This window comes from Streptomyces sp. NPDC058279, from assembly GCF_042881255.1.
Classification (GTDB): domain Bacteria; phylum Actinomycetota; class Actinomycetes; order Streptomycetales; family Streptomycetaceae; genus Streptomyces.
Genome location: NZ_JBHVYA010000016.1, coordinates 1 through 25,719 on the forward strand (window position 1 = coordinate 1; position 25,719 = coordinate 25,719).

Consider the following 25,719-nt stretch of genomic DNA (forward strand, 5'->3'; position numbering starts at 1 on the left):
ATCACGCCCAAGATCGCGCGACGCGGCACACTTCACGGCTCCGGCCTGGGCAAGACCCGCTGGGTCGTCGAGCGAACCTTCGCTTGGCTCCACCACTTCAAACGACTCCGCACCCGCTACGAGATACGAGCCGACCTACACCTCGGTTTCCTCCAACTCGCCTGCAGCATCATCTGCTTACGCCGACTCCGAACCTCATTCTGAAACGATCAGTAAGCCGATACGCATGTAGAGCATGAAACCCCTCCCCCTTTGAGCCGCCTGATGGCGGGCTCACACTTCAGACATGAGCAAGCAGCTGGGATCGACCCAGCGGCAGGCAGCCGAAAGAGTAACCAGGAGTCCACGGAGTTCGGGTGACCGAGATCACTGGATTGAAATTTCTGTGGGTGAGTCGGTCAGAATCGGAGTTTTTGGCCTGAACGCCGCTACGGGTTCGGGGTTTGCCCGGCGGTGTCCACGATTCCCCGGCCGACGATGGCCACGGACGTCACTGGCGTTCCGGCTTTCCCCCACGCACTGTCCTTGAGGAGCACGGTCCGTTCGCCCAGCAGGCGCAGGCTGTCCTTGTCGAAGATCCACTCGGTGCGCTCGCCGTTGTGGACGCGGGCGACCGCGACACCCGTCCGGCCTGCGGCATCCGTTGCCTCGGGCACCAGAATGACGCCCGGGATGCGGGAGGCGGCGCGGTAGAGGGCGGCGCTCACTCCAGGCGGAGCCTCCACCGTCCGCAACAGGTCTCCGATCGTGACGAAGGCTTCCTGGTCGGGGCCGGTGGTGGATCCCGAGTCCCGGCCGTGGTTGAGGCGCGCGTCCGCGTAGATCGTTTCCAGTAGGCGGTCGGGGTCGGTCGGGAGGGATTCGAGGAAGCGATAGGTCGGGCCGTTGAGGTTGGCTTTCTCCTTCCCGGGTGCCGGGTCCGTCGAGCTGCCCCCCGCGGTACGTGTGAGCGTGCCGGCCGTGCCGTCCACAGAAACCCAGCGCTCGGCCGACTCGTCCGTTCGGCCTGCCTCCATGCCCCCACCCTTCGTTTCGGACAGGGACGTGGAGTGACCGGTCGTCTTCGTGTAGAGGAACTGGCCGTCCCGGACGGCCGGAGCGGGCGCCGCCTGCGCCGCCAGGGCTACGCGGTCCAGCAGCTGCACGGCAGCAGGCTCGGTCCGAGCGACGGGCGGGCGATCGTCGGAGTTGCCCACACCCAAGGTGACGGCCAGGGCCACGGCACACACGGCGGCCCCGGTTGTGAGGAATAGAGCCATAGGGCGGCGGCGCCGGGAGGGTTGGGCGCTCCTTGCTGATTCGCGCATCAGGTGCTCCTTGATCCGGAGATGTCCGTGGAACGGGAGGTCGGCATCCGAGAGGCCGGGCAGGCGCCGGACGGTCTCCACGTCCTCGTACGGATCGAGCCCTGTTTCTTTGTCGGGGTTCACAGGTTTCCCTCCCGTGCGATGGGGGACGCGGGAGCGCGTCCGGAGGCTGCCGACTCCGTGAGATATTCAGCCGCGAGTTTGCGCAGGCGGGCTCGGGCACGGGAGAGGCGAGAGCGCACGGTGCCCACCGGTACCCCACACGCCCGTGCCACCTCCTCGTGGCTGAGGCCGGACCACACGTGCAGAAGGAGTACCTCACGGTCCGCGCGTCGCAGCCGGTTCAGGACGGCAAGAGCGGCAGCGGCTTGAGCCGCGTCGGTGATGCGGGACACGACAGCGTCCGCCGGGTCGGGAACAGCATCGGAAGGCGGAAGGCGGCCTATCGCTTCCCGGTGACGACGCGCTGCCCTGCGGGTGTTCCGTATGACGTTCGTGGCGATGCCGAAAAGCCACGCCCGATGGCTCGTGACCCCGTCGAGCGTGTCGCGCAGCCGCCATGCCTCGAGGAAGGTGAGGGAGACGACGTCCTCGGCCCCCATGCGGTCGGCGGTCATGCGGACGGCATGCGCGTACACGGCCGGGGCGTGTGCGTCATAGATGGCCGCGAACAGTTGATGTTCCACACTGGTTAGTGTCCGCAGACCCCACTCCGTTGCATGTGACCTAGACCACGCACGAGAGGGAGGTGAGTCTGCGGTCGTGGTCGACGCTCATGGTCATGCGCCGCCGTCTGGCCCGGAACCGCACCGCGGCCGGGACCTCACGCAGATCATCTACACGGGGGAGCTCCTTGACGGTCTCCACCCAGACCCCCATCCAGACGTGTGCCGGCCAGTCCAGCCGGTCCGCGACCTGCCGCAGCCTGCGTGCCCGCTTCGTCAGCACCTGGTAGGTGTGCTGCCGGGTGTCGGCCATCACCTCGAACACACGGCGCACGAAGTCCAGCGGCACCCGTGCGTGGAACAGATCCGACATGGAGTTCACGAACACGGTCCTCGGGTTCTTCCACCCGTACGGCACCCTCATGGCATCCGCATGCACGGTCAGCCCGAACCCCGGACCTGAGGTCCGCGGGTCTCCATCATTCTGGTACTTCGCCGACCCCATGGCCTTCAAGCGCTTGCGTAGACAGTTGTCGCACCCCGAGGACACGCGGTCGCACCCGGTGGTCGGGGTCCACGTTGCCTCGGTCCACTCGATCGAACTCCGGTCACTCATGACCTCTCCTCTCGTCCGCGCCGAACACATCCCGGCGGGCGCGGCACACACGGTCAACGACGCCTCACGAGGAGCGGAACACCACCCCATCCAACCGCTCCCTCAGCCTCGGAATCAGGCCAACTCCTCATAGCGCACACGGGCCCGGCCCCGTACACGCATCCGCAGCCGTGCCCAGTCACGCCGAGAGGTCCAGGCACCGGGGCGCCTCAGCCATTGGTAACGAGGCAAGGCCGGACTTCTCAGCCCGGGCCCGGTCACGGCGAGGGCATGGGACGACTCGCAGGCGGGCGAGTTCGGCCTGGCCGACCTGCCCAACCCGCAGGTGACGGCCCGCAGGACCCTGCACCACATCACCCGCCGCGTCGACACCAACCCGCGCCTGGCCGCCCTCGAAGATGGATCAGCTAGTGCCTTCGGGCTCTGCTCTCCTGTCGTTGGGGGCGATTACGCTGCGCGTCATGGGTGATCAGTTGTGGGCCGGTGTCCGGGACCGTGTGCTGGCGTTGGGGCTGGCCGAACCGTTCCCCGCTGCCCCGCTGGACCCGGCAGTCCTGGGAGCGCTGCTGGAACAGCGTCCCGAGGAGGACTTCGAGGCCAGCGAGGAGGACTTCGACACCGCCTACGAGCGATGGGACGAGCAGTGGGGCGAGGTGATGTGGGCCCCGCACCGTACGGCCGGTGCGATCGATCCTGTGCCACCTGGGCTGCGCTGCCCGGCAGTGGCTGGTGGTCAGCGGGCCCGAACGCGGCCGGATCTGGAACGACGACCGGGCCGACGAGGTGGACCTGGCCCCGCTCCTGGACGACGACGGCCGACCCGTGACGTTCACCCGCTGGTACCTGGACTGGCTGGACCGCGCCGAACAGCAGCTGTTCGACAGGCCGCAGTGACCCCGACAGGAAGCCGCACCACCGGCTCTCCGACATCATGACCAGCCTGGTCCATCTACGGAGCGTGCCATCAAGCTGCACCTCCAGTCACCACGGCGGCTTGACATCCTGATTGGGAAGTCATTTATCCAGTCGGCGGGGCTTGGTGCCCTTCTTGTGATGGGCGGGTCTGGTGACGCCTCGCCGGTTGCGAGGACCCGTCCCACGTCGTGACGGGTTGCCGAACGGCTGTTTCTTGAACCGGGGGCGGCCGGGGCCAGGGCGGGAGGGTTTGGGCGCACGCGCTGGCGTCGGGGTCTGAGCGTGGAGATTTCTGAACCCGGTTCAGGCGGGGGTCGTGGTCACCCGCGCAGTGTGCCGCCCGGCCTCGGCGGTCCGGGCCGGTTCACCGGCGGTAGCAGTGGCTTAACCGCTCTGTTCTGGTGAGCTGAAACAACCAGCCTGGCCCTGCTGGCCAAGGCCAGAGCACTATCACCGCTGATAGCGGCCTGGCCCTACCCGCAGGGCCCGGACCTGGGAGACTAGGGATCATGACCGACCGTCGACCGCTTTCGCTGCCCGCCTTCTCCGAGCCCGCTTCCGACGCTCCCGTACCCGCCCAGGCGGGTGGGCGCCGGCTGATGCCACTCGAGCAGGGCGCCGACTTCCGCCAGCCGCCCGGCGAGACCGAGCCCGAGCCCGCACCCGCCCCGGCCCGACGTCCGCTCGCCCCCATCACCTTCTCAGACCCGGACCGCCATATCTGAGCGCTACCACCACGGGTTGCGCCACGTCCAGGACCAGCTCACCACTAGCCCCACCGCCCGGTGTGCCGGCGCCTCCACCTGGACAGTGGTCGTAGCCGGCCCGGCTCCCGCCTCGGATACCGTGTTCCTCTACGGGGTGCCATAACGGATGTGACGCCCCCCACCGGAGGTAGTCAGCGTATGAGTTCAAAGCGCAGCAAGAATCCAGCCCTGCCCGTACTTGACGACGCATTCCGACTCGCGTCGGTCAAGGACGCCGAAGAGTCCACGCGTGACTTGGCCGCGCGGCTGGCCACCACCGAGCTGCGCCGCGTTTCCCACCCGGGCCGGGTCACCTGGGAGCCCACCGATCAGGCCGAGCCCGTACCGGTCCCGCCGACTGTGGTCGACGGTGACGGGGACCTGTGGCTGCGGGACCGGGGCACTGGCACCTGGACCATGCCCGAGTTCAACCCGAAGGAGTTCCCGGCCCGCTGTGGCGAGGTTCTGACGTGGAACCAGCTTGCCCGCGAGTTCGGCCCGCTGACCGCACTGGCCGACGACCGCCGCATCGGCGGCGGCCGGCGTCGCTGACCGCGCAGCCTTCTGCGATGACCGCGCCCCTGAAGCGCCCGTTACGGGTAGCTGGGAGCTCCAGCTCACCGCCGAGCTCGACGATGGCGGCGAGCAGGTGAGCGTGGTGGTCGGTCACGATGCCTGGCGGGTGGCTATCGCGGAGACTGCCGTGGCTACGACGCAGAACACCCCGACCTTGGCGATTAGCGATGCCGGGGCGGGGCGTTGTCATCGGGTGATTATCCGAGCCAGACGATGTTCAGGACGGTCAGGCGGTGCGGCGGCCGGTTCACCCAGTAGGTGAGGGAGAGCTGGCCGACGGATGCGTAGCGCACGTCCTCGCCCTCGAGGTCGTCGGCGTTGAACTGGCCGAAGCCCCACGGGTCGGCTGCAGCGGCGTCCAGGACGTCCCATACGGTGCCCTCGGCGTGTTCGGGCAGGGTGTCGAGGGCCTTGGCGGCCGACGCGGAGAAGCGGGCCGCGTACGGCTGTCCGGTCACCGGCGCCTTCCCCGCAGCTCCGCCATGTCGACGGTGTCACTGTCGTCGTAGCCGGAGGCGACGAACGCATCGACCGCCGGGGCGTGCGCGAGGCGGCCCTGCCAGTCCTGGACAACGGCGTACAGCCCGCCAAGGGAAAACGACCTGCGGGACTCCTCCAGCGCTGCCGCCCACTCCCGCTCGAAGGCTGGCACCCACTGCGCTGCGCGCCGGTCGGCGCGCAGCCGGGCGAGGAGTTCGGCCGGAGCGCCGGGCGCGGGCGCGTACGACGGGATGGGCGTGTGCTCGGGCTGGGCGCTCACGGGCTCCTCCAGGCGGGTCTCACCGCCACGGTAGCCGCAGCAGCGGCGGCCGAGGAGGACATCGGCCGTGATTGGACCTCCCCCGGCAGCGGGTGGCCGGCCACCGCCCGGCATGCGGAGCGGCCCGCGGCGGGTCCAGCTGGGCGGCCTGGCCCTGTTCACCGGAGCGTCCTTGCTGTGTCTGGTCGCCCCCAGCCACCCGGTGTTCCTGATCGGGCGGATCCTTCAGGCCTTGGTGCGGGAACGGGGACGGTCATCTCCCGGCTGTGGGTGCAGCGACAGCTGCCCGAGCGGATGCGGCTGCCGATACTGACCATGCTCCCGACGGTGATCGCGGTGGCCCCGGCCGCGTCACCTCCCCTTGCCGGCCTGGTGGTCCAGCACTCCTCCTGGCGCGTCCTGTTCGCCTTCATGGTCGTGCTCGGGCTCTGCGTGGCCCTCGGGGTCCTACGGCTTCTTCCGGCCCAGAACGCAAGGGCCGACGCGGGCCGTCCGGCCCCGGCGCCCCCGTGGCTCAGTGCGGCGGGACTTGTCCAGGCGTACCGGCGGGTGCTCGCCCACCGTGGCTTCAGGGTGTTCGCCGCCGCCATCAGCCTCGCGTGGTGCACGTACTTCACCTTCACCGCGTACTCGAGCGAAGTCATCCAGGTGGAGCTGGGCGCCTCGCCCACGCACTTCGGCCTGCTGTACGCCTTGGTGATCCTGGGGTACGTGGGCGGCAGCTCGGCAGCCAAACGGATCGGCGCGTCACGATCGTTGGAGGTCATCGCGCGCACCGCCTCCTTGGTGGCGGCGGCCGCCGCACTGCTCATGCCGGCCGCAGTACACCTCTGGCCGCACAGCACACTGAGCGTCGTCCTGCCGATGGCGGTGTGCATGCTCGGCGTCGGAGCGATGTTCGCGACCTGCCAGGCGGGGATGATGCGGTACGACGGCGAGCACGTAGGCGCCGCTTCGGGACTGTTCTTCTTCCTCCAGATGGCCTCCGGCGCCTGCTACACCGCGCTGGTCGCGCTCCAGGGACCTCCCGCCGCCCTCGTGCTCGCGCTCTGCGTCGCGGCGCCGGCACTCTCGCCTTCCTGCTCTGTGCCGTCGCGCTGCGCGGCCGCTCACCAGACGGTCAGGGCGGCGCGGCAAGCCCTGCCGCGGACGCCGAGGTGCCCAAGGACTCCGCCGGAGCCGAGAGAGTGAGCAGATGACGGGCGACGCCGACGTCTCGATCATAGGAGCGAACGTCCTGAGGCTGACCCTCGGCATCCGCCTCGCCGAGGCGGGCCTGCGGGTACGGGTTCGCGGGCAGGAGTCGGACCGGACCGCCCTGACGGGAGACGAATGGACGAGCTGGGGAGGGGGCAGTGCCGGGCTGCCCACCGGCTACCGGGCGTGGTCGGACCACACCGAGACCGTGCTCACCCAGCTGGCCGGCCGGCCCGGGGAGACCGGCGTGCACGCGAAAGTCGTCCACGTGCCCACGTACCGACGCTATCTGGAACGGCGGTTCCGGGAGGCGGGCGGCAAGCTGGAGCGGTTCGACGCGCAGAACGCGGACGGCGGGGAGCCCGCGGTCGTCGACTGCGTGGGGATGGACGTGCCTGCCGCCGATCCCGCCCGTGAGTCCTCTCCCGGTATCCGCCTGGAGGCCGGGATGCGGGGCGAGCGGCAGCTGTGGATGGACTACCCCATGCCGACGGGCTCGGCCGTCAGGCTGTCCTGGGGGTCGGCGGGACAGGCGGCCGAGCTGCTGTGCTGAGCCGACCGAGCTGCCGGTCCAGTGTGACCAGCCGGCCGCTGTCGAGCGGGACGCTGACCCGCCCGACCGTACTCGGTTCGCCGGACCAAGCGGACCAAAAGGGGTGCAGCTTCCCCTGCACCCCGTGGGCCGCCAGATGCTCGATGGCGGCCTGCGGCCGGTCCGGCACCATGATGTAAGGCAGGTGATCGACTGCGGGGCGGGCCGAGGCCAGCCCCGCAGCGGTCAACAGGTCCTGGGTGCGCCGTTTGTTCGTGGCGATGAGCGACCGCAACTCCTCGGTGATGTCGCCGACTTCGAGCACCCGTCGGCCGATTCGCAGTGACAGGGAAGAGGGCTGCAGCGGCGGCACCACTCGACGGACCAGGCCGGTCGTCGCGGCGGAGGTCACGCAGTAGCCGAGGCGCAGCCCGCCGAGCCCGTACGCCTTGGAGAGGCCGCGGGCCACGATGAGGTTGTCCACGTCAGGGGCGAGGTTGGCGGCGCTGAACGCGGGGGGACAGTAGTTCGCGTTCGACTCGTCGACCAGGACGACGGCACTCTGGCGGGCCGCCGCTTCGCACAGCTGCCTTACCTCGCCGAGGTCGCTGAACCGGTCGCCGAGCAGCGCGGCCGCTCAAGGAGCACAACGGCCACCGTGTCGCCGGGCCGGTACGGCACACAGATACCGCCCACAAGGCCGACCCAGTGCGGGTAGTCGGGGTAGACGTCCGTGGCCACGCCGACCCGCGCGCCAGCCGCCGGCAGGCTGAGACCGTGCAGCAGTGGCCCGACGCCCGCGGTGCAGGTCACCGAAGCGCTCCACTCGTGTCTCGGGTGGTACGCGGCTGACCTGGGACGCCCTCTGCGCGCTCGTCTCTCCCGATGACCCCGCCGTCGACAACTGGGACTTTGTACGCATCGCCACCGAGGTGCTCGATGCCGACCGCCCCGCCCCGGCGGACTTGCTCCCGCCGAGTTCTGCGGCCGAGTGGCGCTCCCGTCACACCTGAGGCAGCGTCCCCTGGCCGGCACGACGTCGGAGTGGGGCATCGCTCATATGCGGGTGGAGCGTACGGGGAGTGAGATCGTGGTGCCGGTCAGCTGCGTGTGCGGCGCCGGTAATAGTGAAGGGTGACGGCGCCCAGCAGGGGCCCCCATGCCACCAGCGGCACGTAGCACATGTTCATCAGCCACTCTCCCCACGGCGTGATGTCCATCTCGGCGTGCACCGTCGTCCAGACGAAGAGCACACCATAGACCGTGCAGACGAGTGCGCCCAACGCCGCGGATACGGCCGTACCGCGCACGGGGACACGGCGGCCCCTCAGGCGCGGAATCCAACGGGGCCATACCTCGCCCCACGGCCGCACCAGCCCCAGAGTCAAGAAGGCCAGCGCCTCCTGCACCGCGGACAGCAGCGGCAGGATGAGGTACCCCCATCCGGGTATGAGCATCGCGTCGTACTCGCTGTCGGCGAGCCCCACCGGGATACCGAGCACCACCGCGAGACGCCATAGCGCGGACGGCAAGGACGCCCATAAGGTCGCGGCCGCCGCGCGCCGGGCCCACAGGGGGACGGGCGAAGCGGTCTCGATCTGCGACGGAGCGGGGGTCAGCGCGCTGGTCGACATGGGCGGCTCCTGGTTGCGGGTTTGCTTCGACACCCCGAAGGCTGCCATGCACCGCCGTCTCTCACATCCGTCCCCGGGGCGGGAGGCAGTCCGCCCCGGGGCGCATGAACGAAGACGTGGAGTCAGACCTCAGGCGCACCATCTCCCCTTTGACACGGGCCTGTTGGGGCGCTTCATGCGGCACTCGGCGCCGGGCGCTCGGCGACGAGGTGGACGTGAACGGCTGGGCCTGCCGGGGGATGGCTTCGCCGACGCCGACACCGGGGAGATCCGTCCGCTGAGCCGGGTCGGCCCCGTCAGCCCGCGGCCCGGCCGCTGTGGAACACCTCCTTGCCGAGCCTCTGCGTCGCCTTCTGGTACGCCTCTGCCAGGGACAGTGCGGCGTCGTCCACGTAATTCAGCGCGGCGGTCAGGGTTAAGTCGAGGAGGACGACGGCATTCCCCGCACCCGCTTCGCGCGTGCCCCCGCCGTACCGCCCGCAGATGGGCACGGCGGGGCCTCGTCATGTTGTCCGGACCGTCTCTTCGGCCGTCTTGCGCTGCCGTCGATGGGACGGCATCTCGAAGGTCACCGACAGGACGATGGCTTCGACTGTTTTCGGCCATCCCAGGAAGGGTCGACCGGTGCTCGAGATCACCCTGTATCCCTGCGTTAAGACCGGTTGACCAGGGCCGACACCCCGGGAATTCATCCGATGTTCTGACGTGATCCCCATCTTGTTCCGGCGAAGTCCGCCTGCCTAGCATCGCCAAGATCACTTCATGGGCCACGCAATCGGCCGGCCCAGGAAGCAGGACTGGGCGCACACAACGGGGAGTTCGGCATGAGTCTCAACGAGCAGGGTTTCACCGTCATCGACACACCTCCGCTCGACGACTACGTACTCGGGGAGTTCGAAAAGCTGCCACTGGATCCGTACACCGGGTCGACCCAGCGCTACCGACGCTTCTCGCAGTTCCGCCTCGTCCACGACGGCGCGTGGAAGCTCGAACTGCTGCCGCACCGCCACTTCGCGCAGCCGCGCCAGTACAACGATCTCGTCGGCGGCCGGCTGCGCACCCTGGAGCCGCTCACCACCGACCCGACACCGCTGATCGCGGCGGGCGCGGAGGCGCTCGGGCTCGACCGGGACACCGACTGGCAGCTCAACATCCACCAGTGCCGCGTGGTGTCCACCCCCGATGTGGAGGGCGTGGCAGCGCCGGAGGGCCCGCACCGCGACGGCCACCACTACGGGATCGTCGCCGTGACGCGCCGCCACAACATATCCGGGGGCGAGACGCAGCTCATGCCCCTCGGCGGCGGTGAGCCCTTCTTCCGGACCACGCTCCAGGACGGCCAGGCGATCGCCTTCGACGATCGCCTGATGTTCCACCACGTCACCGACATCGAACACCTCACCGACGAGGGCGGTCACCGCGACGTCTGGCTGGTGGCGGTCAACCCGTGGGACGAACGCCGCTACGGCGAGGAGTACGAAGCCGCCGTCCTCGCCAGCGCGAAGGCGTGAACGCCATGTCGAACCCGCTCCTCGCCGTACCCTCCGCGGTTCCCGTCCCCAGCGGTACCGCCGCCGTCTACGACCGGATCGGCATCGGCTACTCCTCCGTCCGCCGCCCCGACCCCCGGTGGGCCGAGCTGATCCATGGCGCGCTCGGCGACGCGCGTACGGTGCTCAACGTGGGCGCCGGTTCCGGGGCTTACGAGCCGGCCGGTGTCAGGCTCGTCTCCGTGGAGCCGTCGCGGGAGATGAGAGCCCAGCGGCCGGCGGACGCGGCTCCCTGCGTCGCCGCGGGCGCCGAGCACTTGCCTTTCGACGACCAGAGCTTCGACGCCGTCATGGCCGTGCTGACGGTCCACCACTGGTCGGACCTGGAAGCGGGCATCGCGGAACTTCAGCGGGTCGCCAGGCGTTTCGCCATCGTCACGTACGACATGGACGTCCAGGGCGACTTCTGGTTCACCCGCGACTACGTGCCCGAGATCGCGGACGCCGAGCGGTCCCGCGTCCCTTCGATGGAACGCCTCACCTCCCTGCTGGGACCGTGCGAGGTCACCGAGCTCCCGGTGTGGCACGACTTCACGGACGGTTTCATGACCGCGTTCTGGCGCCGGCCCACCGCGTACCTCGATCCCGCGACCCGCCGGGCCTGCTCGGCGTTCGCGCTGACGGACCAGGTGGCCGTCGCGCGCGGCGTCGCCCGACTGGAAGAGGACCTGGCCTCGGGCGTGTGGCAGAGCCGCTACGCGGACCTGCTGGACCGTGAAGCCATCGACACCGGCTTCCGCCTGGTGACCGGCGTCTCCCCGCACGCCGCGGATGCCGGGGCGACGGGGGCGTCCGCGTGAGGGCCGACCACGAGCGCCTCGCGAAGCTCGCCGAGCGCCACGCCACGCCGTTCCACGTCCTCGACTGCGGCCGCCTCGACGAGGCCGCGGACCGGCTGGCCGGCGTACTCGGCGGCCTCGGCCGCGAAACCCGCGTCTACTACTCGGTGAAGACGAACTACCTGCCGTTCATCCTGCGCCGGCTGGCCGGCCGCGGCATGGGCGCGGACGTGGTCTCCGGCTACGAGATGGACGCCGCGCTGGCCGCCGGGTTCGCCCCGGCGGACATCGTGTTCAACGGTCCGGTCAAGACCGAGGAGGAGCTCGCCGCCGCGGTCCGCCACGGCGTACGCGTCCACATCGACGGCGAACAGGAGATCGCGGTCCTGGAGCGGCTGGCGGCCGCCGCCGGGCATCCCGTGGAGGTGGGCATCCGGATCTCTCCCGGGGTCCCCGTCTCGACCTCCCGCGACCCCTCGTACCGGGCGCAGGCCGCGGCCGCCGCCCTGCGCAACCGCTTCGGCTGGCCCGCGGGCTCGACCGAACTGGCCCGCGTCGTCGACCTGGTCGCCGACTCTCCCCATCTGACGCTCACCGCGGTACACGCCCACCTGAGCAGCCAGATCGTCCACGAGGAGCTGATGCTCCGGGCCATCGGGCGGGTCCTGGACGAGGCGGCGCGACTGCACGGCCGCTTCGGGCTGCGCGAGGTGAACATCGGCGGCGGATTCGGCGTACCGGGCATACGCCGGCCGCGCACCGGTCCGCTGTCGGCGCTCTGGGCCCAGCAGGGCGGCATCCCCGTGCAGGACGAGGAGCCCTTCTTGGACGTCGCGCGGCTGCTGCCCGCGATTGACGGGCTCATGGAGCGCGCGGGCCTGGGCGGCGTGGCCCTCGCCTGCGAGCCGGGTCGCTGGCTGGTCTCCGACGCCATGAGCCTGGTGACCCGGGTGGTGTCACGCAAGGAGCTGCCGGAGGCACGCTGGCTGATCCTGGACGGCGGCAGCAATGTCGCCCCCTGGGCGGGGACCGGGGAGGTCCACCGGCTGGAGCCGATCGGGCGGACGTACTCGTCCCGCACCAGCACCTGGTCGGTGTCCGGGCCCCTGTGCTACGAGAACGACATCCACGCGTCCGCGGTCGATCTGCCGGACGACACCGGGCCCGGTGACCTGCTGTGCCTGCGCGACACAGGTGCCTACTCCCTGGGGCGCAGCAACAACTTCATCCGCACCCGGGCGGCCGTCGTCGCCGTCGACGGCGAGGAGGCGACGCTGGTCTGGCGCGCCGAGACCGGCACGGACGTCTTCCTGCTGGCCGACCCGGCGGCCGACCCGGCCACGGATGCCGGCGCCGAACCGGCCGCGGAACCCGTACCGATGGCGCGGGCGACCACCGCGCCGGCGGCCCCCGCGGCGGGGACCATCTGATGGTCAAGGGTTTCGCGGAGCTTTTGCGGCTCCCGGGCGCGAGCGCGGCGGCGGCCCCCGCCGCGCTCGCGCGCCTGGCCGGCACGATGGTGCCGCTGTCGCTGCTCCTGACGACGGTCCACGCGGGGCATTCCCTCGCCGTCGCAGGCAGCGCCGGCGCCGGGTACGCGCTCGGCGCCGCCGTCGGCGGCCCCGTCGTAGGGCGGCTCATGGACCGGGCCGGCCCGAGCCGGGTGCTGCGCGTGACCGCGCCCCTGGCGGCACTGCTGCTGACAGCGGTCGCGCTGTGGGCCGAGGCGGCCCCGGTGCCGGTTCTCCTCGGCGGGGCCTGTGCCGCGGGGCTGACCACCGCACCGGTGGGCGCCTCGATGCGGGCCCTGTGGCCCCACCTCACCGAGGACCCGACGCTGCGGCGGCGCGCCTACTCCTTCGAAGCGACCCTGAGCGAGTTGCTGTTCGTCCTCGGGCCGTCCGCGGTCACCCTCTTCGGCGCCCTCGTGGGCGCCGGCAGTGCCCTGCTGGTGACCGCGGTACTGCTGGGCGCGGGGGGGCTGGGGTACGGGCAGGCGTCCGCCGTACGCCGCCGTGCCGGCGCGGGACGTCGTACCGGAGGCGACGACATCCCGGGCGCCACGAACGCCGGGTCCGCGGGAGCCACCCGCCGGGGACCCGGACGGGCCGCGGCCACATCGGTGCTGGCCGCCATCGCGCTGACGGCCGCGCTCTCCAGCGCGCTCGCCATCGCCGTCACGGCCACCCTCCGAGACCAGGGCTCGCCGGCCGAGTTCGCGGGCACCCTCGTCGCCGTGCAGTCCGTGGGCAGCGTGCTGGGCGGCCTGGTGTACGGCGCCCGCGCGTGGGGCGGCACCACCTACCGGCGCTACATGAGGCTGCTGGTCGTCCTGACCCTCGCGCTGGCCCTGCTGCCCCTCGTCCGCCCCGCTCACGCCGCCGGGCTGGACGCGACCTGGACGGCCGTACTGCTGGGCGGACTGCTGCTGCTGAGCGGACTGCCGATGGCACCGGCCGGCGCCGAGGAATTCCAGCTCATCGGCGACATGACGGCCCAGGAGAAGGCGACACAGGCCTTCGCGGGTGTCGGCAGCTTCATCGCGGTCGGTGGTGCGACCGGTTCCGCCGTGGCGGGCCTGGTGGCCGAACACCTCGGGGCGACGGCCGCATTGGCGCTGCCCGCCGCCTTCACGCTGGGCGCCCTGGTGGTGAGCCTGGCAGCCCGCGGACCTATCCTCGCGGCTGTGGCGGTACCCGACCCGCCGAGTCCCGCCACGCCCCCCACCCCCGAACACGGAGAACAGCTCGTATGACCTCCTCCTCCCACCCCGCCGGACCCGGCGTACTCGCCGTCGTCGAGAGCCAGCTGTCCAACTTCGGTCTGACCCCGCTGCGCGCCGCCAGTGAACTCGGCTTCCACACCGTGCTGGTGAGCAACGACCCCGACCGCTACCGCGTCGTGAGCCTCGCCGAGGAGGTCTTCGCCCGGCACATCGACGAGATCGTGCGCACGGACACCAACTCCGTCGACGCGGTCGTCGCCGCGCTGGAGCCGTTCCGCGCGGACGGCCGGCTGCGCGGCGTGCTGACGGTCACCGACTACAACATCCCGATCGTCGCCGAGGCGGCCGCCCGCCTCGGTCTGCCCGGGCTGAACCCGAAGGCGGCCGCGACCTGCCGGGACAAGCTGCTGATGCGGGAGGCCTGCGCGGCGGCGGGGGTCGCCGTCCCCGGCTTCCACCAGGCGGTGGGCGAGGAGGACGCGCTGGCCGCCGCCGGTCGCTTCGGGTACCCGTGCGTCGTCAAGCCGATGACGGAGTCCGCGAGCATCGGCGTGACCTTGTGCCGCACCCCCGACGAAGTCCTGGCCGCCTACCGTGAGATCAGCTCGAAGCCGACCGACTTCCGCGGCCAGCCCCGGCGTCCCGGAGCCCTGGTCGAGGAGTATCTGCTCGGCTTCGAAGTGAGTGTCGAGTCCGTGCTGGCGGAAGGTGAGCGCGTCTTCCTCGGCGTCACCGACAAGGCGCTCGGACCTCACCCGCACTTCGTGGAGATGGGCGACACCTTTCCCTCCATGCTCTCCGCGTCCGTGCGCGAGGAGTGCGTCGACCTCGCCCGCCGTGCGCTGGAGGCGGTGGGCCACGACTTCGGCGCCGCGCACGTGGAGGTGAAGATGACCGCGAACGGCCCCTTCGTCGTCGAGGTCAACGGCCGCATGCCCGGAGCCGAGATCACCCAGCTGATTCGCGAGGCGACCGGCGTCTACCTCCAGCGCGAGGTGGTTCGGCTGCACGCGGCGCAGCAGGCCGACCTGACCGCCACCCGCAGCCGGGCGGCGGCGTCCCGCTACCTGGCCGCGCGCGGCACCGGCATCCTCACCTCCATCGGCGGAGCGGACCTGGCCCGCCGCGTCCCCGGTGTCGTCGACGTCGACCTGGAGGCGCATCCCGGCGACACCGTACGGCCCGCCGAGAACAACCTCGACCTGCTGGGCTATGTCGTCGCGGTGGGCGACACCACCGGCGACGCGGTACGCCGGGCGGAAGCGGCCCTCGGCCAGCTGACGCCCGTGATCGACGGCTCCGGCGTGCCGGCCGGCGACGCGTGATGACCGCGCCGACGCCCCGTTCCGCGGCGCCCGACGTGGCGGTGGGCCGAGCCCTGGACGAGGCAGCCACGGAGCGGTGGGACGCCCTCCTCGGGCCGCGGGGCTTCTACGCCGCGAGCCCTTGGCTCCGGCACGCCCAGGCGACGGCCGACCCGGCGCCGTACTACTTCACCGCGTCACGGGACGGGCGGGCCGTGGGCGTTCTGCCCGGCTACCCGCTGCACCCCGGCACGCCGTTCGTCTTCTGCAGCCCCGGCCGCGTCGTCGACACCATCCACCGCGAGGCCACCGGAGAGGGCGCCCCCTGGGCCGCCGAGCTGCTGCCCGCCCTGGCCTGCGGCGGGCGCAACCCCTCGCACACCAAGGCGGGCCTGGCCGGCGACCTCGGACCGGACGAGCAGCACCAGGTACTGTCCGCACTGGTGGAAGCCGCGGAAGAGGAAGCCCGGCAGGTGGGGCTGGAAGCCGTCTCGTTCCTGTACGTCGACGAGGACGACGCACCGCTGCGCGCGGTCCTGGACGAACGCGGCTACGCCGCGCTGCCCGGCCAGAGCGCGTACTCCCTCGCCGTACCGGAGCAAGACGGCTTCGACGCGTACCTGGCCCGCTTCGACACCCGCCGTCGGGGCAAGCTGAACCGCGAGCTGCGCGCGTTGGACGACGCCGGCGTCAGCTACCGTACCCAGCCGCTTACCGAGCCGCTGATCGAGGAACTCGCCCCGCTGGAACTCGCCCTGTACGCCAAGTACGGCACGCCGGCCGACGCCGACGCGTTCAAGGCCGTACTGCGCAGCGTCGCCGCCAACACCGCCTCCGCGGCCCGGGTCACCACGGCCCACGTCGAAGGGCGGCTCGCGGGGTTCGCGCTCACCTTCACCCACCGCGGGGAGCTGTACGCACGGCAGGCCGGGTTCGACTACGCCGTGCAGGGCAGGATCCCGCTCTACTTCGGCCTCGTCTACTACGAGCTGCTGCGGCTCGCGCTGCGCGAGGGGATCTCGCACATCCACTACTCCACGGGCTCGGACCGGGCGAAGCTCTCGCGCGGCTGCACCCCGCGCCGGCAGATCGCCTATGTCAAGGCGCGGCGTACCGGGCTGCACGAGCGGCTGGTACGGCTCGCCGAGCGGTGCGCCGGGCAGGGGGAGCAGCGCCGGCCCTGACGCGTGAGGGCGCGCCCGGACGGCACGCCGACCGGCAGACCGAGCGGCAGACCGAGCGGCAGACCGAGCGCTAGGGCAGGCCCGGCCGCGTTCTGCTCCCACCGCGCCCGGGCGCGCCAGGGCCGGAGACCGGCGGGCCGGCCGGCGCACAGTGGGCGCGACCGACACCGTCCGCACCGAGTACCCGGACGGCCGCTCCGTCTCCGCCCTCGCCCGCGACACGCCGGCGACCTGGTCGTGTTGAAGGAGGCATAGCCCCTGGCCGGGCTGGACGCGCGGGGACTCGACGCCGTCGCCCGCCTGCGGCACGAGCACCGCATGCTCACCGACGGCGCCGGGCATCGTCGCCTCGCTGATCACCCTCTTCGAGCAGACCTGGGAAACCGCGGTGCCGCTGGGCGCGGACTCCAAGCAGCCGGGCGGGGACGGCATCAGCGCCGGCGAGCGGGAACTGCTCAAGCTGCTAGCGTCCGGGCTGACGGACGAGGTCGCGGGCAAGCGCTTCGGTGTCTCACTGCGTACCGTGCGACGTCAGATGGCCGCTCTGATGGAACGCCTGCACGCCACCAGCCGGTTCGAGGCGGGTCTCAAGGCGGCCCAACGCGGCTGGCTCTGACCGCCTGCGGCGGTTCTCCGGGTGAGGGGTTCCCCGTACGCGCAGCGTGCACCGCCGTGGAACGCAACATGGACGGACTGACGCGCCGGCACCCGGAGTCACCGCCATGGTCATGGGCCCCGTCGGCAGTCGGGGGTTGCGTCGACGTCCGCTTCGTCGCGGACGAGACGGACGGATCCGAGCCGCGCTGTCCGGCGGCCGGAGCCCGAGAGCGGGCAGCGGTGCCCGGGGGGTGGCGGGCTCCCCGGGGCGGTTCGGTTCAGCGGACGTCACGCTGCCGGTCAGGTGGTGCGGAGGTGGGCGAGGGTCTGGTTCAGTTCGTCCCGGAGGACGTCGCCGGCCGCGTCGGCGTCCGACGCGGTGATGGCGTCCACGAGGGCGGAGTGGCCGGTGTCGCCGTGGTTCGGGTCGTCGACGCGCAGGTCCAGCAGCTCGACGAGCTCGATCAGTCCTTGGCGCAGGGCGGGTACGAACTCGGCGAACAGGGCCGTGAGGACGGGGTTGTGGGCCGCTGCGACGACGGCGGCGTGCAGGGCGATGTCGGCGTCGACGAAGCCCGTCGTGTCTCCGCTCGCGGCCGCGCGTCGGCGGTCCAGAGCGGCGCCGATGAGGGCGAGGTCGCCGTCGGTGCGGCGCCGCGCCGCCAGTTGCGCGGCCTCGACCTCGATGAGCATCCGCACTTCGTAGAGGTCGCTCAGGGCCGCCCTGCGCAGCCGGGTGGGCCAGTCCTCGGCCGGTTCGGTGGCGATCACGAAGACGCCCGCCCCCTGCCGGGCCTGCACCAGGCCCGCTCCCGACAGGGCGCGCAGGGCCTCGCGCACCGTGGAGCGGCCGATGCCGAGCGCTTTGGCCAGCGCGGTCTCGGCGGGGAGTTTGGTGCCGACCGGCCAGTGGCCCTCCGTGATCTGGTCGCGCAGGTGTTGGGTGGCCTGTTCCACGAGCGGGCTGGGGCGGAGGGCGCCGAGGGGCATGTCGCGAACCAATCAGGTTGTCTGAGGAGCTGAGGTGTTGTTAGTTTAGCGGGCATGACGCTGCGCGGTCTTCTCCTCGGCTGCCGTTGCGGGGCCTGAGCCGACCGGCGCCCCGCAGCGGGGCTCGGACGTGCCGGTCGACTTGTGGCCGACCGAAGGAATTCACCCGCCGTGACTGCTCCTCGACGTACCGTCTTCCCCACCTTGCGCACGCCCTCCGGCCCCGTTCCCGCCGACGTTCCGGCGTGGAACCCGCAGCGGCCGAGCACGATGCCGCACGACCGCTACCGGCCCGCGCACGAGCGCGTATCGCTCCCCCTGCGGGACCGGACCTGGCCGTCCCGGCACCTCACCCGGGCCCCGCTGTGGGTGCCCGTCGACCTGCGGGACGGCAACCAGGCCCTGGCCGAACCCATGGACATCACCCGCAAGCGCCGTATGTTCGACCTGCTGTGCGCGATGGGGTTCAAGGAGATCGAGGTCGGTTATCCGTCCGCGAGTCGGACCGATTTCGACTTCGTACGCCACCTCGCGCTGAGTGACGCGGTTCCCGACGACGTGACCGTATCGGTCTTCACCGCCGCCCGGCACGACCTCGTCGACCGCACCCTGGCGTCCGTCGAGGGCCTGCCCCGTACGCTCGTCCACCTGTACACCGCCACCGCGCCCACCTGGCGCGACGTGGTCCTCGGCCGGACCCGGGACGAGGTGCACACGCTCATCCGTCAGGCCGCGACGTACCTGATGCGGCGCGCGGAGGAACGGCCGGGCGCCGGTATCCGCTTCGAGTTCTCGCCCGAGGTCTTCAACCTCACCGAACCGGACTTCGTCCTGGAGGTCTGCAACGGCCTGACGGAGCTGTGGGAGGCGAGCCCCGACCGTCCGGTCGTGCACAACCTGCCGGCGACGGTCGAGGTCGCGACCCCGAACGTGTACGCGGACCAGATCGAGTACATGCACCGTCACCTGGCGCGCCGCGAGTCGGTCATCCTGTCGGTCCACCCGCACAACGACCGCGGTACGGGCGTGGCCTGCGCCGAACTGGCCGTCATGGCCGGTGCGCAACGGGTGGAGGGGTGTCTGTTCGGCAACGGCGAGCGGACCGGCAACGTCGACCTGGTGACCCTGGCCCTGAACCTCTACGCCCAGGGCGTGAACCCGATGGTCGACTTCTCCGACATCGACGCCGTACGGGACGTCGTGGAGGACTGCACCCGACTGCCCGTGCACCCCCGCCACCCCTACGGCGGCGCCCTCGTCCACACGGCCTTCTCCGGGACCCACCAGGACGCCATCAGCAAGGGCATGGCCCACCACACGCGACACGCAGGCGAGTTGGGTGTGCCGGCCGGGCGCGCACCGTGGGAGGTGCCGTACCTGCCCGTCGACCCCGCGGACATCGGCCGGACGTACGAGGAGGTCATCCGCATCAACTCGCAGTCCGGCAAGGGCGGCATCGCCCACCTGCTGCGCGAACACCACGGGCTGAACCTGCCCGACCGGATGCGGCCGGACTTCTCGCGGGTGGTGCAGGACGTCACGGACGCGGAAGGCCGCGAGCTGTCCCCCGAAGACCTGTGGGACCTCTTCCACCGCACGTACATCACCTCGGCGCAGGCCGGCCCGGTGACGCTCGGCGCGTGGCGGACCACCCGGACGGCGCCGGGTGCGCACGAGTTCGTCTGCACCCTGGTCACCGGGGCGGACGAGCGCGAGCTGGTGGGCCGGGGGAACGGGCCCCTGTCGGCCTTCGCAGAGGCCCTGGGCGCCGCGGGGATCGCCGTCGACATCCTCGACTACGCCGAGCACTCCACGGCCGTCGGTCCCGACAGTCCCGCCGTCGCCTACGTCGAATGCCGGGTGGACGGGGTCACCCGCTGGGGCGCCGGATGGGACACCTGCGTCCTGTCCGCATCGGTGAAAGCCGTGCTCTCCGCCTGCAACCGCGTCATGCGGGCGGGCGCGTGAGGGGGAAGAGCGCCACCGCCCCGGGGGTATCCGTACCGCCCGCTCCCGTACCGCCCGCCCCCGTGCGACCCGCTCCCGTGCTGCGCGCCACCGGCGTGGACCTCGTCCGCGACGGCAAGGCCGTTCTGCGGGGGGTGTCGTTGACCGTGCGACCCGGCGAGCACTGGGCGCTCCTGGGGCCGAACGGCGCGGGCAAAAGCACCCTGCTCCGCCTTCTCGGCGCACTCACGCATCCCACGCGCGGCACGGTCGAGGTGCTGGGCCACGAGCTGGGCCGGGTGGACCTGCGTGCGCTGCGGGCGGACGTGGGACACGTGGACCCCCGCCACCCCCTGCGCTCGGCGCTCACGGTGCGGGACGTGGTCCTGACCGGGCTGACGAACAGCGTCGAGCGGGTACCGCGTTGGTCTCCGACCCCCGAGGAGGCCGCCAGGGCCGACCAACTCCTCGTACTCCTCGGCGTCGGGGACCGTCGCGAGGCGCGCTGGCCCGTGCTCTCGCAAGGCGAGCGGACCCGGGTGCTCATCGCCAGGGCGCTGATGCCCCTCCCCCGGCTGCTGTTGCTCGACGAGCCGGCGACGGGTCTGGACGTCGCCGGGCGGGAACAGTTGATCGACCGATTGGACGGGCTGGGTCGCGCCCACCCCGGACTGGCGTCGGTACTGGTCACCCATCACCTGGAGGAGCTGCCCACCGGGACAACCCACGCGTTGCTGCTGCGCGAGGGGCGTTGTCTCGCCGCCGGGCGGGTCGAGCGGGTGCTGAACGGCGAGCTGGTCGGCAGGTGCTTCGGCCACCCCCTCGCGCTGTCCAGGACCGACGGCCGGTGGAACGTACGGACAGGGCGTTCGGGCCTCCCGTAGACCCGGCGCATCGGCCCCGGGCGCCTGCCCGGTCCGTCCTGGCGGGCACTCCAGGGTCAGACGCCTGTTCGAGCGGCGGACCGGCCGCGCCCCGCGAACACCCGGGGCCGGTTCCCGTGCGCGTGGGAGGGCCGCGTCCCGGCGCCGCGGTCGTCGGGCCGTCGGGCCGTCGGGCCGTCGGGCCGTCGGGCCGTCGGGCCGTCGGGCCGTCGGCGCATGGCACCGCGCGTGGCACCGCGCGTGGCGACCGGGTTTCCACTGCCGCCGGACCCGCCTGTCTTCCAGGGCGGTCATGGGTTTCCGTCCTGCATGCGGCTTCCCCGCAACGGCGGCTCGGCCCGGAAGTGATGGGCGGCCGCTCGGCGCCCGCCGCGGTCAATCCCGATGGAGTGGCGAGGCGGCGGTGAACGGCTTTCCAAACCGCCTTCAACAAGCCGGTGGGGTGGGGTTACGTGATGCGGTCGGTGGGTTTCGTGACGCCCGTCGGGTCCGGCCCCGCGTCCTGGCCCTTCATCCGCGCCCGGTAGGCACGGGCGCGGCAGCGGGGGCGCGGGCGGGCAGGCCCGGGTGGGCGGTCAGGCCCTGGCGTTCGGCGATGACTCCCGCCTGGAAACGGCTGTGCGCACCGAGCACCTCCAGGAGTTCGGAGAGGCAGCAGGGCCAGCGACCCGTCCACGATGATCATCTGCGGGAGTACCTCCGGCAGCGTCCGTATCTCGGCACCCGCCCCGGATGAGTTGCTCCGCGTGCAGCCGGGTCGTCGGCCTCCTTCGTTTTGCCTTTCAGTCATCCCCACGGCGCGCCTGGACGGCCCCCTCCGCCGCCGGCGATCTCTCCCATGTCGTGTGCCAGCAGGATTCCGACGCGGTCCGGCTGCTTTTGTCGCCGCGCCCCTCTTGGTGTGGGCTATTGGCTCGATGTTGGTGCGGGTGACGAGATGAGGGGAGCGCGCTGGTCGTTTTCGGCCACATCACCCAGTTCTGCCCAGCGGGTAATCGCTGGTCCTTGGATGGTGTGCACGGCGCGTCGGCCGAGATCGGCCCGTCGTTCATGAGCTCAACGCCCGGTGAGCTGGTCTCATTCGAGCCAGTCGATAATCGGCCATGATAGCTGAAATAATTAAATGCATGGAAGGTCGCCTATCCTTCCTGCTATTGCAGGACTCTGTCCGTCGACGCTTATGCGGAATGCCTGAATTCGGGTGGTTGCCTGTCTCGAAGATGACTTCTCGGCGAGATCGACATGTACGCAAGATATCCCCGTCAACTCAAGCCACCAGAGCGCGAGGAGACAAATCGTGACCACTAGTAGACGGGGAATGAATTGAAGAAGCCCGGTAAGATCACTCTCGCCGCAGTCTCCGTTTTGACTGCCGCCGGAGCTCTCGTCTCTGCCGGAACCGCCACTGCGGCTACCCCGGCAGCCCCGCAGTTCCAGGTGTTTACGGCGGCCGAGGGAGCCACTCCTCCGGCCGCGCTCATCGGCCCGCACGGTGAGAAGCCGACCACGTGGGGTGTGGCCTCGTTCAACGTGTCGACGGCCCCCAAGTCGGGTGTCGCCGGGATAGCCGCCCAAAGCGTCGGCGGCGGCACCTGGAACTACGGCACCACGGCCCAGTGGAATGGCAAGAGGTGCTACTCGAACTACATCCACCCGAGCAAGAAGCACTCGGCCAGCGTGGCGTTCGCGGGCGGAGTCGACAAGGACATCAGCGAAGCCGACGTCTGGGCCACGGCGGGGATCACCGCCGGCGCAGCGTACACATGCAACGCCTACTGGGGCGTCTACTGAGCTCCATGGCGTCGCACTTTCGCCTTCTCTCTGAAGGTCTGGCCAACCGTACATATTGCGGGATGGCCAGGCCTTCGGGTCCTTCATTGGCGGCCTAGCGGTGTGAGCAGGGACCCGGTAAGGTTGCGCGCACCCTTCATCCGATGTATCGAGGTCCCGCACGTGCGTTCTTTTTTATCGGCTGTCGCGCTAACCCTCGTTGGTGGTGTGATCGTCGGAATCTCCGGTCCCACTCTGGAATCAGCAGGTGGGCATGCGAGTCATGCGGCCAGTGTCACGCTCGTAGCAGGCTGGATGTACGCCCTGGTGGCATTCTTTTCAGGGCTACTGGCCAACTCGAAAAGGCGCGCGGCCGTAATGGGGTTCGCGTCCCTCGTGGTTACCGTCTTCGCCTACTATGTGACGAAGGCAACGCAAGGCGACTTTAGGCAGCCCGATTTCAGCCGCCCGAGTTCAGGAGCCCTGAGTTTTGCATGGGGCGATTTCCTTTCCATGCTCGCCTTGTGGTGTGTGTTCGCCTTGCTTCTGGGGCCTATCTGCGGGCTTGCGGGGCACTGTGCCCGGACAGGGCCCTTCCGCCTTCCCTGCCGGCTGCTCGTGCCAGTCGTGATGATCTGTGAGACCACCATGCGTCTCTCCGCCGAAGCGGATAGGCAGGAAGCGTTGGTCGGTACCACCTGGAGTGTGACCCGAGGGCTGGCCATAGCGGTGTTCTTGGTTCTCGTTGCCATCGCCGCCGTGAACACCTGGCGCCGACGAACGTCCCAAGCCCAGACCTGACAAGCTGCTGCGAAGTCGCTGTGACGAAACCCGCTCCCGAACAGAGCGGACCTCCTTGCTATGCGCCAGAGGCCGGTTGGGGGCCAGGTAGCCCGTGCCGATCTCGCCCACGGGCAAGGCCCGGTGCCCATTGGTCTGGGGGTCGCCTGTGACTACGGGACGTCGCCGCGCCACACGAACCGGCCGACGTCGCCGGCCCCGGAGTCCGCATCAGCCGGCTCGTAGTCAGACCCGCCGCCCGGCCGTGCTCTGACATCAGCATCGCCCCGTCGACGACCTCCTGCGGGTCCCAGCCCGTCACATCAAGCAGCAGGCCGTCCAAGGTCCCGCCCACCAAATCGACGTAGGCGTGCCGCGGCTTGGTCCGGGCCCGGCGGCACGTGCCGGTCGGGGAGAGCGGGGAGGTCCCGGCAGCGACCGAGCGCGGTCACCTGGTCCGATGGACGTCAGGGACCTCGACGCCCCACCGAAGTGGACCAGGCGGCCGACCGCCGAGGCGGGCAGTCGAGGCCCGCGTAGCAGAGGCAGGACAGCCAGGGCCGTTGCCCGATCCGCACCAGCACCGGCGCCGAGGCGGGTCTTCGCTGGACCGGCATGAATCTCGCCCACTGCCGGCAACACCGACGCCCTGCCCGTCCTCGACGTCCCGACCGACGGTGGCGCCGTCCCTCGCCGGCTCGAGCCACGTGAAGTAGGCAGACTAGGAAGCTCCATCGCACCGGGATCCGTCCGGGTACGAGAGGGGTTCCCCGCGGACGTGGCCGGCCCCTTGCCGCACACCTTCCAGACGAAGACGCGGGAAGTGTACAGTTCTGCACATGAGTGACACTCTGCCGATCACCGAAGCGCGCGCCCGGTTCGGGTCACTGGTGCGCCGCGCCTCCCACGCCCGTGAACGCATCACGATCACCGACCACGGCCAGCCGGCGGCCGTGCTCATCAACCCCCAGGAGCTCGCCGACCTGGAGGACGCCCTTGCTCTCGCCTTGTACCGCGAGCGCCAGAGCGCCGGCACCGCCACAGCGGCAGTGCCGCATGACGAGGTGCGCACCCGGCTCGGACTGGAGCGCGGTTGACGTACTCGATCGTCTGGGACGAAGGTGCGATCGACGCGGCCGCCCGGTTCCTCAAGGACGATGCCGACGGGCTGCGGCAGTTGATGGACGCCGTCGACCTCCTCGGTGACCGGCCGCGCCCTGAGGGCAGTGCCGAGTACGGCTCCCCCGATCTGCGTCGGATGCACGTCGGGCGCTACCGGGTCCTGTATGAAATCAGCGAGACCACGATCACCATCGTGGTCGTCCACATCGGCCGTCTCGGTTGACCGACAACAACGCACGAGCGGCTGGTACGGCTCGCCGAGCGGTGCGCCGGGCAGGGGGAGCAGCGCCGGCCCTGACGCGTGAGGGCGCGCCCGACCGGCCGGCCGGCCGGCCGACAGACCGAGCGGTAGGGCAGGCCCGGCCGCGTTCCGCTCCCACCGCGCCCGGGCGCGCCAGGGCCGGAGACCGGCGGGCCGGCGGCGCGCAGTGGGCGCGACCGACACCGTCCGCACCGAGTGTCCGGACGGCCACTCCGCTCCCCGACCGCGCCCGGGACACGCCGTCAGCCGCGGCGTCATCCGCACCGCTGTCGCCGACCTCGTGTGCCGAGCACACCGCCGTCGGCTCCGGAAACGCCCCGACCCCGGAGCACCGCCCTTCTCGCACTCGCCGTGTCACCGGAGTTGGCCGCCGCAGGGATCGTGCGGCCGGCCGCGACCGTGCCTGCGGCGGCGTGCCGGTGGAGGCACGGATCGCGGAACCGACTGCTGCTACTCGCCCTTCCAGAAGACCGTGACGACGTTCCAGCCGCCGTCGCCGAGACCGACGAGGACCACCAGCTCGCCGCCGCTGGAGAGGCCGAGCGTGTAGCGCCAGTTCCCGTTCTGCTGGCACACGGCGTTCTTGGCACCGAGCCTGACGACCGTCCGGACGTCCTCCTCGGTCACCTGGCGCTCGTTCATGCGGTCGCGGGCGTGCTGGGTGATGCGGTCGTAGGCGCTCGGCGCGGCATCCGAGTAGCAGCGGTCGGTCACTTCGTGTCCGCCGCGGATGGGCGGGCCCGCGGTCGTCGTGGCGGCCATCGCGGGGCCGGAGATGCCCATCACGGCAGAGGTGACAAAGCCGAGGGCCAGGAGCCGAAGGCGCTTCGAGGTGTTCACGGTGATTCCCTCTTCCGGGTGCTGTGTGCGCGGCCGA

29 protein-coding genes and 1 pseudogene are annotated in these 25,719 nt (G+C 71.0%); 19 read left to right on the top strand and 11 right to left on the bottom strand.

What is annotated here, in order from left to right; all coding sequences use genetic code 11:
* Nucleotides 1–204: transposase (locus ACFVXJ_RS24700; protein ID WP_389664781.1), on the top strand; the 204-nt coding region annotated here is incomplete at its 5' end.
* A 224-nt stretch (nt 205–428) separates the two neighbouring features.
* On the opposite strand, the gene ACFVXJ_RS24705 is transcribed toward ACFVXJ_RS24700, so the two are convergent.
* From ACFVXJ_RS24705 to ACFVXJ_RS24715, 3 genes are all read right to left on the bottom strand, one after another.
* Nucleotides 429–1,307: a CU044_5270 family protein gene (locus tag ACFVXJ_RS24705; RefSeq protein ID WP_389664989.1), complete on the bottom strand. Its 879-nt coding sequence runs from the start codon at nt 1,305–1,307 to the stop codon at nt 429–431.
* A gap of 119 nt (nt 1,308–1,426) precedes the next feature.
* A complete protein-coding gene (locus ACFVXJ_RS24710; protein ID WP_389664782.1) occupies nt 1,427–1,993 on the bottom strand; it encodes an RNA polymerase sigma factor in 567 nt (188 codons plus the stop codon).
* Between the two features lie 40 nt (nt 1,994–2,033).
* Entirely contained in the window at nt 2,034–2,678 is a 645-nt protein-coding gene (locus ACFVXJ_RS24715) for a DUF5131 family protein (RefSeq protein ID WP_389664784.1), read from the bottom strand.
* Nucleotides 2,679–3,269: 591 nt separating this feature from the next.
* Here ACFVXJ_RS24715 and ACFVXJ_RS24720 point away from each other — a divergent pair.
* A complete protein-coding gene (locus ACFVXJ_RS24720; protein ID WP_389664786.1) occupies nt 3,270–3,482 on the top strand; it encodes a hypothetical protein in 213 nt (70 codons plus the stop codon).
* Between the two features lie 120 nt (nt 3,483–3,602).
* Here the strand turns inward: ACFVXJ_RS24720 and ACFVXJ_RS24725 are convergent.
* A pseudogene (locus ACFVXJ_RS24725) lies at nt 3,603–3,803 on the bottom strand (transposase); the annotation flags it as partial.
* A gap of 209 nt (nt 3,804–4,012) precedes the next feature.
* Between ACFVXJ_RS24725 and ACFVXJ_RS24730 the strand changes: the two are divergent.
* Together ACFVXJ_RS24730 and ACFVXJ_RS24735 are read left to right on the top strand one after the other, a co-directional pair.
* Nucleotides 4,013–4,228, top strand: coding sequence for a hypothetical protein (locus ACFVXJ_RS24730; RefSeq protein ID WP_389664788.1), 216 nt, complete (start codon nt 4,013–4,015; stop codon nt 4,226–4,228).
* A gap of 180 nt (nt 4,229–4,408) precedes the next feature.
* Nucleotides 4,409–4,801 (top strand): hypothetical protein, encoded by a 393-nt coding sequence (locus tag ACFVXJ_RS24735; protein WP_073775444.1) that lies wholly within the window; start codon nt 4,409–4,411, stop codon nt 4,799–4,801.
* A gap of 221 nt (nt 4,802–5,022) precedes the next feature.
* Here the strand turns inward: ACFVXJ_RS24735 and ACFVXJ_RS24740 are convergent, their stop codons facing one another.
* Nucleotides 5,023–5,283 (bottom strand): hypothetical protein, encoded by a 261-nt coding sequence (locus ACFVXJ_RS24740; protein WP_389664790.1) that lies wholly within the window; start codon nt 5,281–5,283, stop codon nt 5,023–5,025.
* Nucleotides 5,280–5,585, bottom strand: a complete 306-nt coding sequence (locus ACFVXJ_RS24745) for a DUF6247 family protein (protein ID WP_389664792.1) — start codon at nt 5,583–5,585, stop codon at nt 5,280–5,282. Before ACFVXJ_RS24745 ends, ACFVXJ_RS24740 begins: the two co-directional genes overlap by 4 nt.
* A 177-nt stretch (nt 5,586–5,762) precedes the next feature.
* Between ACFVXJ_RS24745 and ACFVXJ_RS24750 the strand changes: the two genes are divergently transcribed.
* The gene (locus ACFVXJ_RS24750) at nt 5,763–6,776 is read left to right on the top strand and encodes an MFS transporter (RefSeq protein WP_389664794.1); all 1,014 of its coding nucleotides are present in this window, start codon (nt 5,763–5,765) and stop codon (nt 6,774–6,776) included.
* A gap of 4 nt (nt 6,777–6,780) precedes the next feature.
* On the top strand, nt 6,781–7,335 hold the full coding sequence (locus ACFVXJ_RS24755; protein ID WP_389664796.1) for a hypothetical protein: 555 nt from the start codon (nt 6,781–6,783) through the stop codon (nt 7,333–7,335).
* Here ACFVXJ_RS24755 and ACFVXJ_RS24760 read toward each other — a convergent pair.
* The 3 genes from ACFVXJ_RS24760 to ACFVXJ_RS24770 form a co-directional block, all read right to left on the bottom strand.
* Entirely contained in the window at nt 7,286–7,942 is a 657-nt protein-coding gene (locus ACFVXJ_RS24760; RefSeq protein ID WP_389664991.1) for an aminotransferase class I/II-fold pyridoxal phosphate-dependent enzyme, read from the bottom strand. The two genes, ACFVXJ_RS24755 and ACFVXJ_RS24760, sit on opposite strands and share 50 nt — an antisense overlap.
* 472 nt (nt 7,943–8,414) lie before the next feature.
* Nucleotides 8,415–8,948 (bottom strand): hypothetical protein, encoded by a 534-nt coding sequence (locus ACFVXJ_RS24765; protein WP_389664798.1) that lies wholly within the window; start codon nt 8,946–8,948, stop codon nt 8,415–8,417.
* A gap of 296 nt (nt 8,949–9,244) precedes the next feature.
* Nucleotides 9,245–9,439 carry a hypothetical protein gene (locus tag ACFVXJ_RS24770; protein ID WP_389664800.1) on the bottom strand — a complete coding sequence of 65 codons (195 nt, stop codon included), beginning with the start codon at nt 9,437–9,439 and terminating at the stop codon, nt 9,245–9,247.
* Between the two features lie 333 nt (nt 9,440–9,772).
* On the opposite strand from ACFVXJ_RS24770, the gene ACFVXJ_RS24775 reads away from it, so the two are divergent.
* The 7 genes from ACFVXJ_RS24775 to ACFVXJ_RS24805 all read left to right on the top strand — a co-directional run bounded on the left by ACFVXJ_RS24775 (nt 9,773) and on the right by ACFVXJ_RS24805 (nt 17,106).
* Complete coding sequence (locus ACFVXJ_RS24775) at nt 9,773–10,459, top strand: 2OG-Fe dioxygenase family protein (protein ID WP_389664801.1); 687 nt, start codon at nt 9,773–9,775, stop codon at nt 10,457–10,459.
* 5 nt (nt 10,460–10,464) lie between these two features.
* Entirely contained in the window at nt 10,465–11,298 is an 834-nt protein-coding gene (locus ACFVXJ_RS24780) for a class I SAM-dependent methyltransferase (protein ID WP_389664803.1), read from the top strand.
* Entirely contained in the window at nt 11,295–12,707 is a 1,413-nt protein-coding gene (locus tag ACFVXJ_RS24785) for a diaminopimelate decarboxylase family protein (protein WP_389664805.1), read from the top strand. Before ACFVXJ_RS24780 ends, ACFVXJ_RS24785 begins: the two co-directional genes overlap by 4 nt.
* Nucleotides 12,707–14,032, top strand: coding sequence for an MFS transporter (locus ACFVXJ_RS24790; RefSeq protein ID WP_389664806.1), 1,326 nt, complete (start codon nt 12,707–12,709; stop codon nt 14,030–14,032). Before ACFVXJ_RS24785 ends, ACFVXJ_RS24790 begins: the two co-directional genes overlap by 1 nt.
* Nucleotides 14,029–15,327 (top strand): ATP-grasp domain-containing protein, encoded by a 1,299-nt coding sequence (locus ACFVXJ_RS24795; RefSeq protein WP_389664808.1) that lies wholly within the window; start codon nt 14,029–14,031, stop codon nt 15,325–15,327. The genes ACFVXJ_RS24790 and ACFVXJ_RS24795 overlap by 4 nt, the downstream gene beginning before the upstream one ends.
* Entirely contained in the window at nt 15,327–16,490 is a 1,164-nt protein-coding gene (locus ACFVXJ_RS24800; protein WP_389664809.1) for a GNAT family N-acetyltransferase, read from the top strand. The genes ACFVXJ_RS24795 and ACFVXJ_RS24800 overlap by 1 nt, the downstream gene beginning before the upstream one ends.
* A gap of 388 nt (nt 16,491–16,878) precedes the next feature.
* On the top strand, nt 16,879–17,106 hold the full coding sequence (locus ACFVXJ_RS24805) for a response regulator transcription factor (protein ID WP_389664811.1): 228 nt from the start codon (nt 16,879–16,881) through the stop codon (nt 17,104–17,106).
* Between the two features lie 281 nt (nt 17,107–17,387).
* Here the strand turns inward: ACFVXJ_RS24805 and ACFVXJ_RS24810 are convergent, their stop codons facing one another.
* Nucleotides 17,388–18,077, bottom strand: a complete 690-nt coding sequence (locus ACFVXJ_RS24810) for a FadR/GntR family transcriptional regulator (protein ID WP_389664812.1) — start codon at nt 18,075–18,077, stop codon at nt 17,388–17,390.
* Nucleotides 18,078–18,347: 270 nt separating this feature from the next.
* Here ACFVXJ_RS24810 and leuA point away from each other — a divergent pair, with 270 nt between their 5' ends.
* From leuA to ACFVXJ_RS24840, 6 genes are all read left to right on the top strand, one after another.
* Entirely contained in the window at nt 18,348–20,045 is a 1,698-nt protein-coding gene (leuA, locus tag ACFVXJ_RS24815) for a 2-isopropylmalate synthase (RefSeq protein ID WP_389664992.1), read from the top strand.
* A 62-nt stretch (nt 20,046–20,107) separates the two neighbouring features.
* A complete protein-coding gene (locus tag ACFVXJ_RS24820) occupies nt 20,108–20,908 on the top strand; it encodes an ABC transporter ATP-binding protein (protein WP_389664814.1) in 801 nt (266 codons plus the stop codon).
* A gap of 1,323 nt (nt 20,909–22,231) precedes the next feature.
* A complete protein-coding gene (locus ACFVXJ_RS24825; RefSeq protein WP_389664816.1) occupies nt 22,232–22,699 on the top strand; it encodes a lactococcin 972 family bacteriocin in 468 nt (155 codons plus the stop codon).
* A gap of 162 nt (nt 22,700–22,861) precedes the next feature.
* Nucleotides 22,862–23,479 (top strand): DUF6518 family protein, encoded by a 618-nt coding sequence (locus ACFVXJ_RS24830; protein ID WP_389664818.1) that lies wholly within the window; start codon nt 22,862–22,864, stop codon nt 23,477–23,479.
* An 818-nt stretch (nt 23,480–24,297) separates the two neighbouring features.
* Entirely contained in the window at nt 24,298–24,555 is a 258-nt protein-coding gene (locus tag ACFVXJ_RS24835) for a type II toxin-antitoxin system Phd/YefM family antitoxin (RefSeq protein ID WP_389664820.1), read from the top strand.
* Nucleotides 24,552–24,803, top strand: coding sequence for a type II toxin-antitoxin system RelE/ParE family toxin (locus ACFVXJ_RS24840; protein WP_389664822.1), 252 nt, complete (start codon nt 24,552–24,554; stop codon nt 24,801–24,803). Before ACFVXJ_RS24835 ends, ACFVXJ_RS24840 begins: the two co-directional genes overlap by 4 nt.
* Nucleotides 24,804–25,292: 489 nt before the next feature.
* Here the strand turns inward: ACFVXJ_RS24840 and ACFVXJ_RS24845 are convergent, their stop codons facing one another.
* Entirely contained in the window at nt 25,293–25,682 is a 390-nt protein-coding gene (locus ACFVXJ_RS24845; RefSeq protein ID WP_389664824.1) for a DUF4258 domain-containing protein, read from the bottom strand.
* Between the last annotated feature and the right edge of the window lie 37 nt (nt 25,683–25,719).

Bases quoted from the DNA above. Each gene is read 5' to 3' on its own strand.
- ACFVXJ_RS24705 (WP_389664989.1), bottom strand. From the start codon at position 1,307: ATGCGCGAATCAGCAAGGAGCGCCCAACCCTCCCGGCGCCGCCGCCCT.
- ACFVXJ_RS24715 (WP_389664784.1), bottom strand. From the start codon at position 2,678: ATGGGGTGGTGTTCCGCTCCTCGTGAGGCGTCGTTGACCGTGTGTGCC.
- ACFVXJ_RS24730 (WP_389664788.1), top strand. From the start codon at position 4,013: ATGACCGACCGTCGACCGCTTTCGCTGCCCGCCTTCTCCGAGCCCGCT.
- ACFVXJ_RS24735 (WP_073775444.1), top strand. From the start codon at position 4,409: ATGAGTTCAAAGCGCAGCAAGAATCCAGCCCTGCCCGTACTTGACGAC.
- ACFVXJ_RS24755 (WP_389664796.1), top strand. From the start codon at position 6,781: ATGACGGGCGACGCCGACGTCTCGATCATAGGAGCGAACGTCCTGAGG.
- ACFVXJ_RS24765 (WP_389664798.1), bottom strand. From the start codon at position 8,948: ATGTCGACCAGCGCGCTGACCCCCGCTCCGTCGCAGATCGAGACCGCT.
- ACFVXJ_RS24775 (WP_389664801.1), top strand. From the start codon at position 9,773: ATGAGTCTCAACGAGCAGGGTTTCACCGTCATCGACACACCTCCGCTC.
- ACFVXJ_RS24780 (WP_389664803.1), top strand. From the start codon at position 10,465: ATGTCGAACCCGCTCCTCGCCGTACCCTCCGCGGTTCCCGTCCCCAGC.
- ACFVXJ_RS24790 (WP_389664806.1), top strand. From the start codon at position 12,707: ATGGTCAAGGGTTTCGCGGAGCTTTTGCGGCTCCCGGGCGCGAGCGCG.
- ACFVXJ_RS24795 (WP_389664808.1), top strand. From the start codon at position 14,029: ATGACCTCCTCCTCCCACCCCGCCGGACCCGGCGTACTCGCCGTCGTC.
- ACFVXJ_RS24800 (WP_389664809.1), top strand. From the start codon at position 15,327: ATGACCGCGCCGACGCCCCGTTCCGCGGCGCCCGACGTGGCGGTGGGC.
- ACFVXJ_RS24810 (WP_389664812.1), bottom strand. From the start codon at position 18,077: ATGCCCCTCGGCGCCCTCCGCCCCAGCCCGCTCGTGGAACAGGCCACC.
- leuA (WP_389664992.1), top strand. From the start codon at position 18,348: ATGCCGCACGACCGCTACCGGCCCGCGCACGAGCGCGTATCGCTCCCC.
- ACFVXJ_RS24835 (WP_389664820.1), top strand. From the start codon at position 24,298: ATGAGTGACACTCTGCCGATCACCGAAGCGCGCGCCCGGTTCGGGTCA.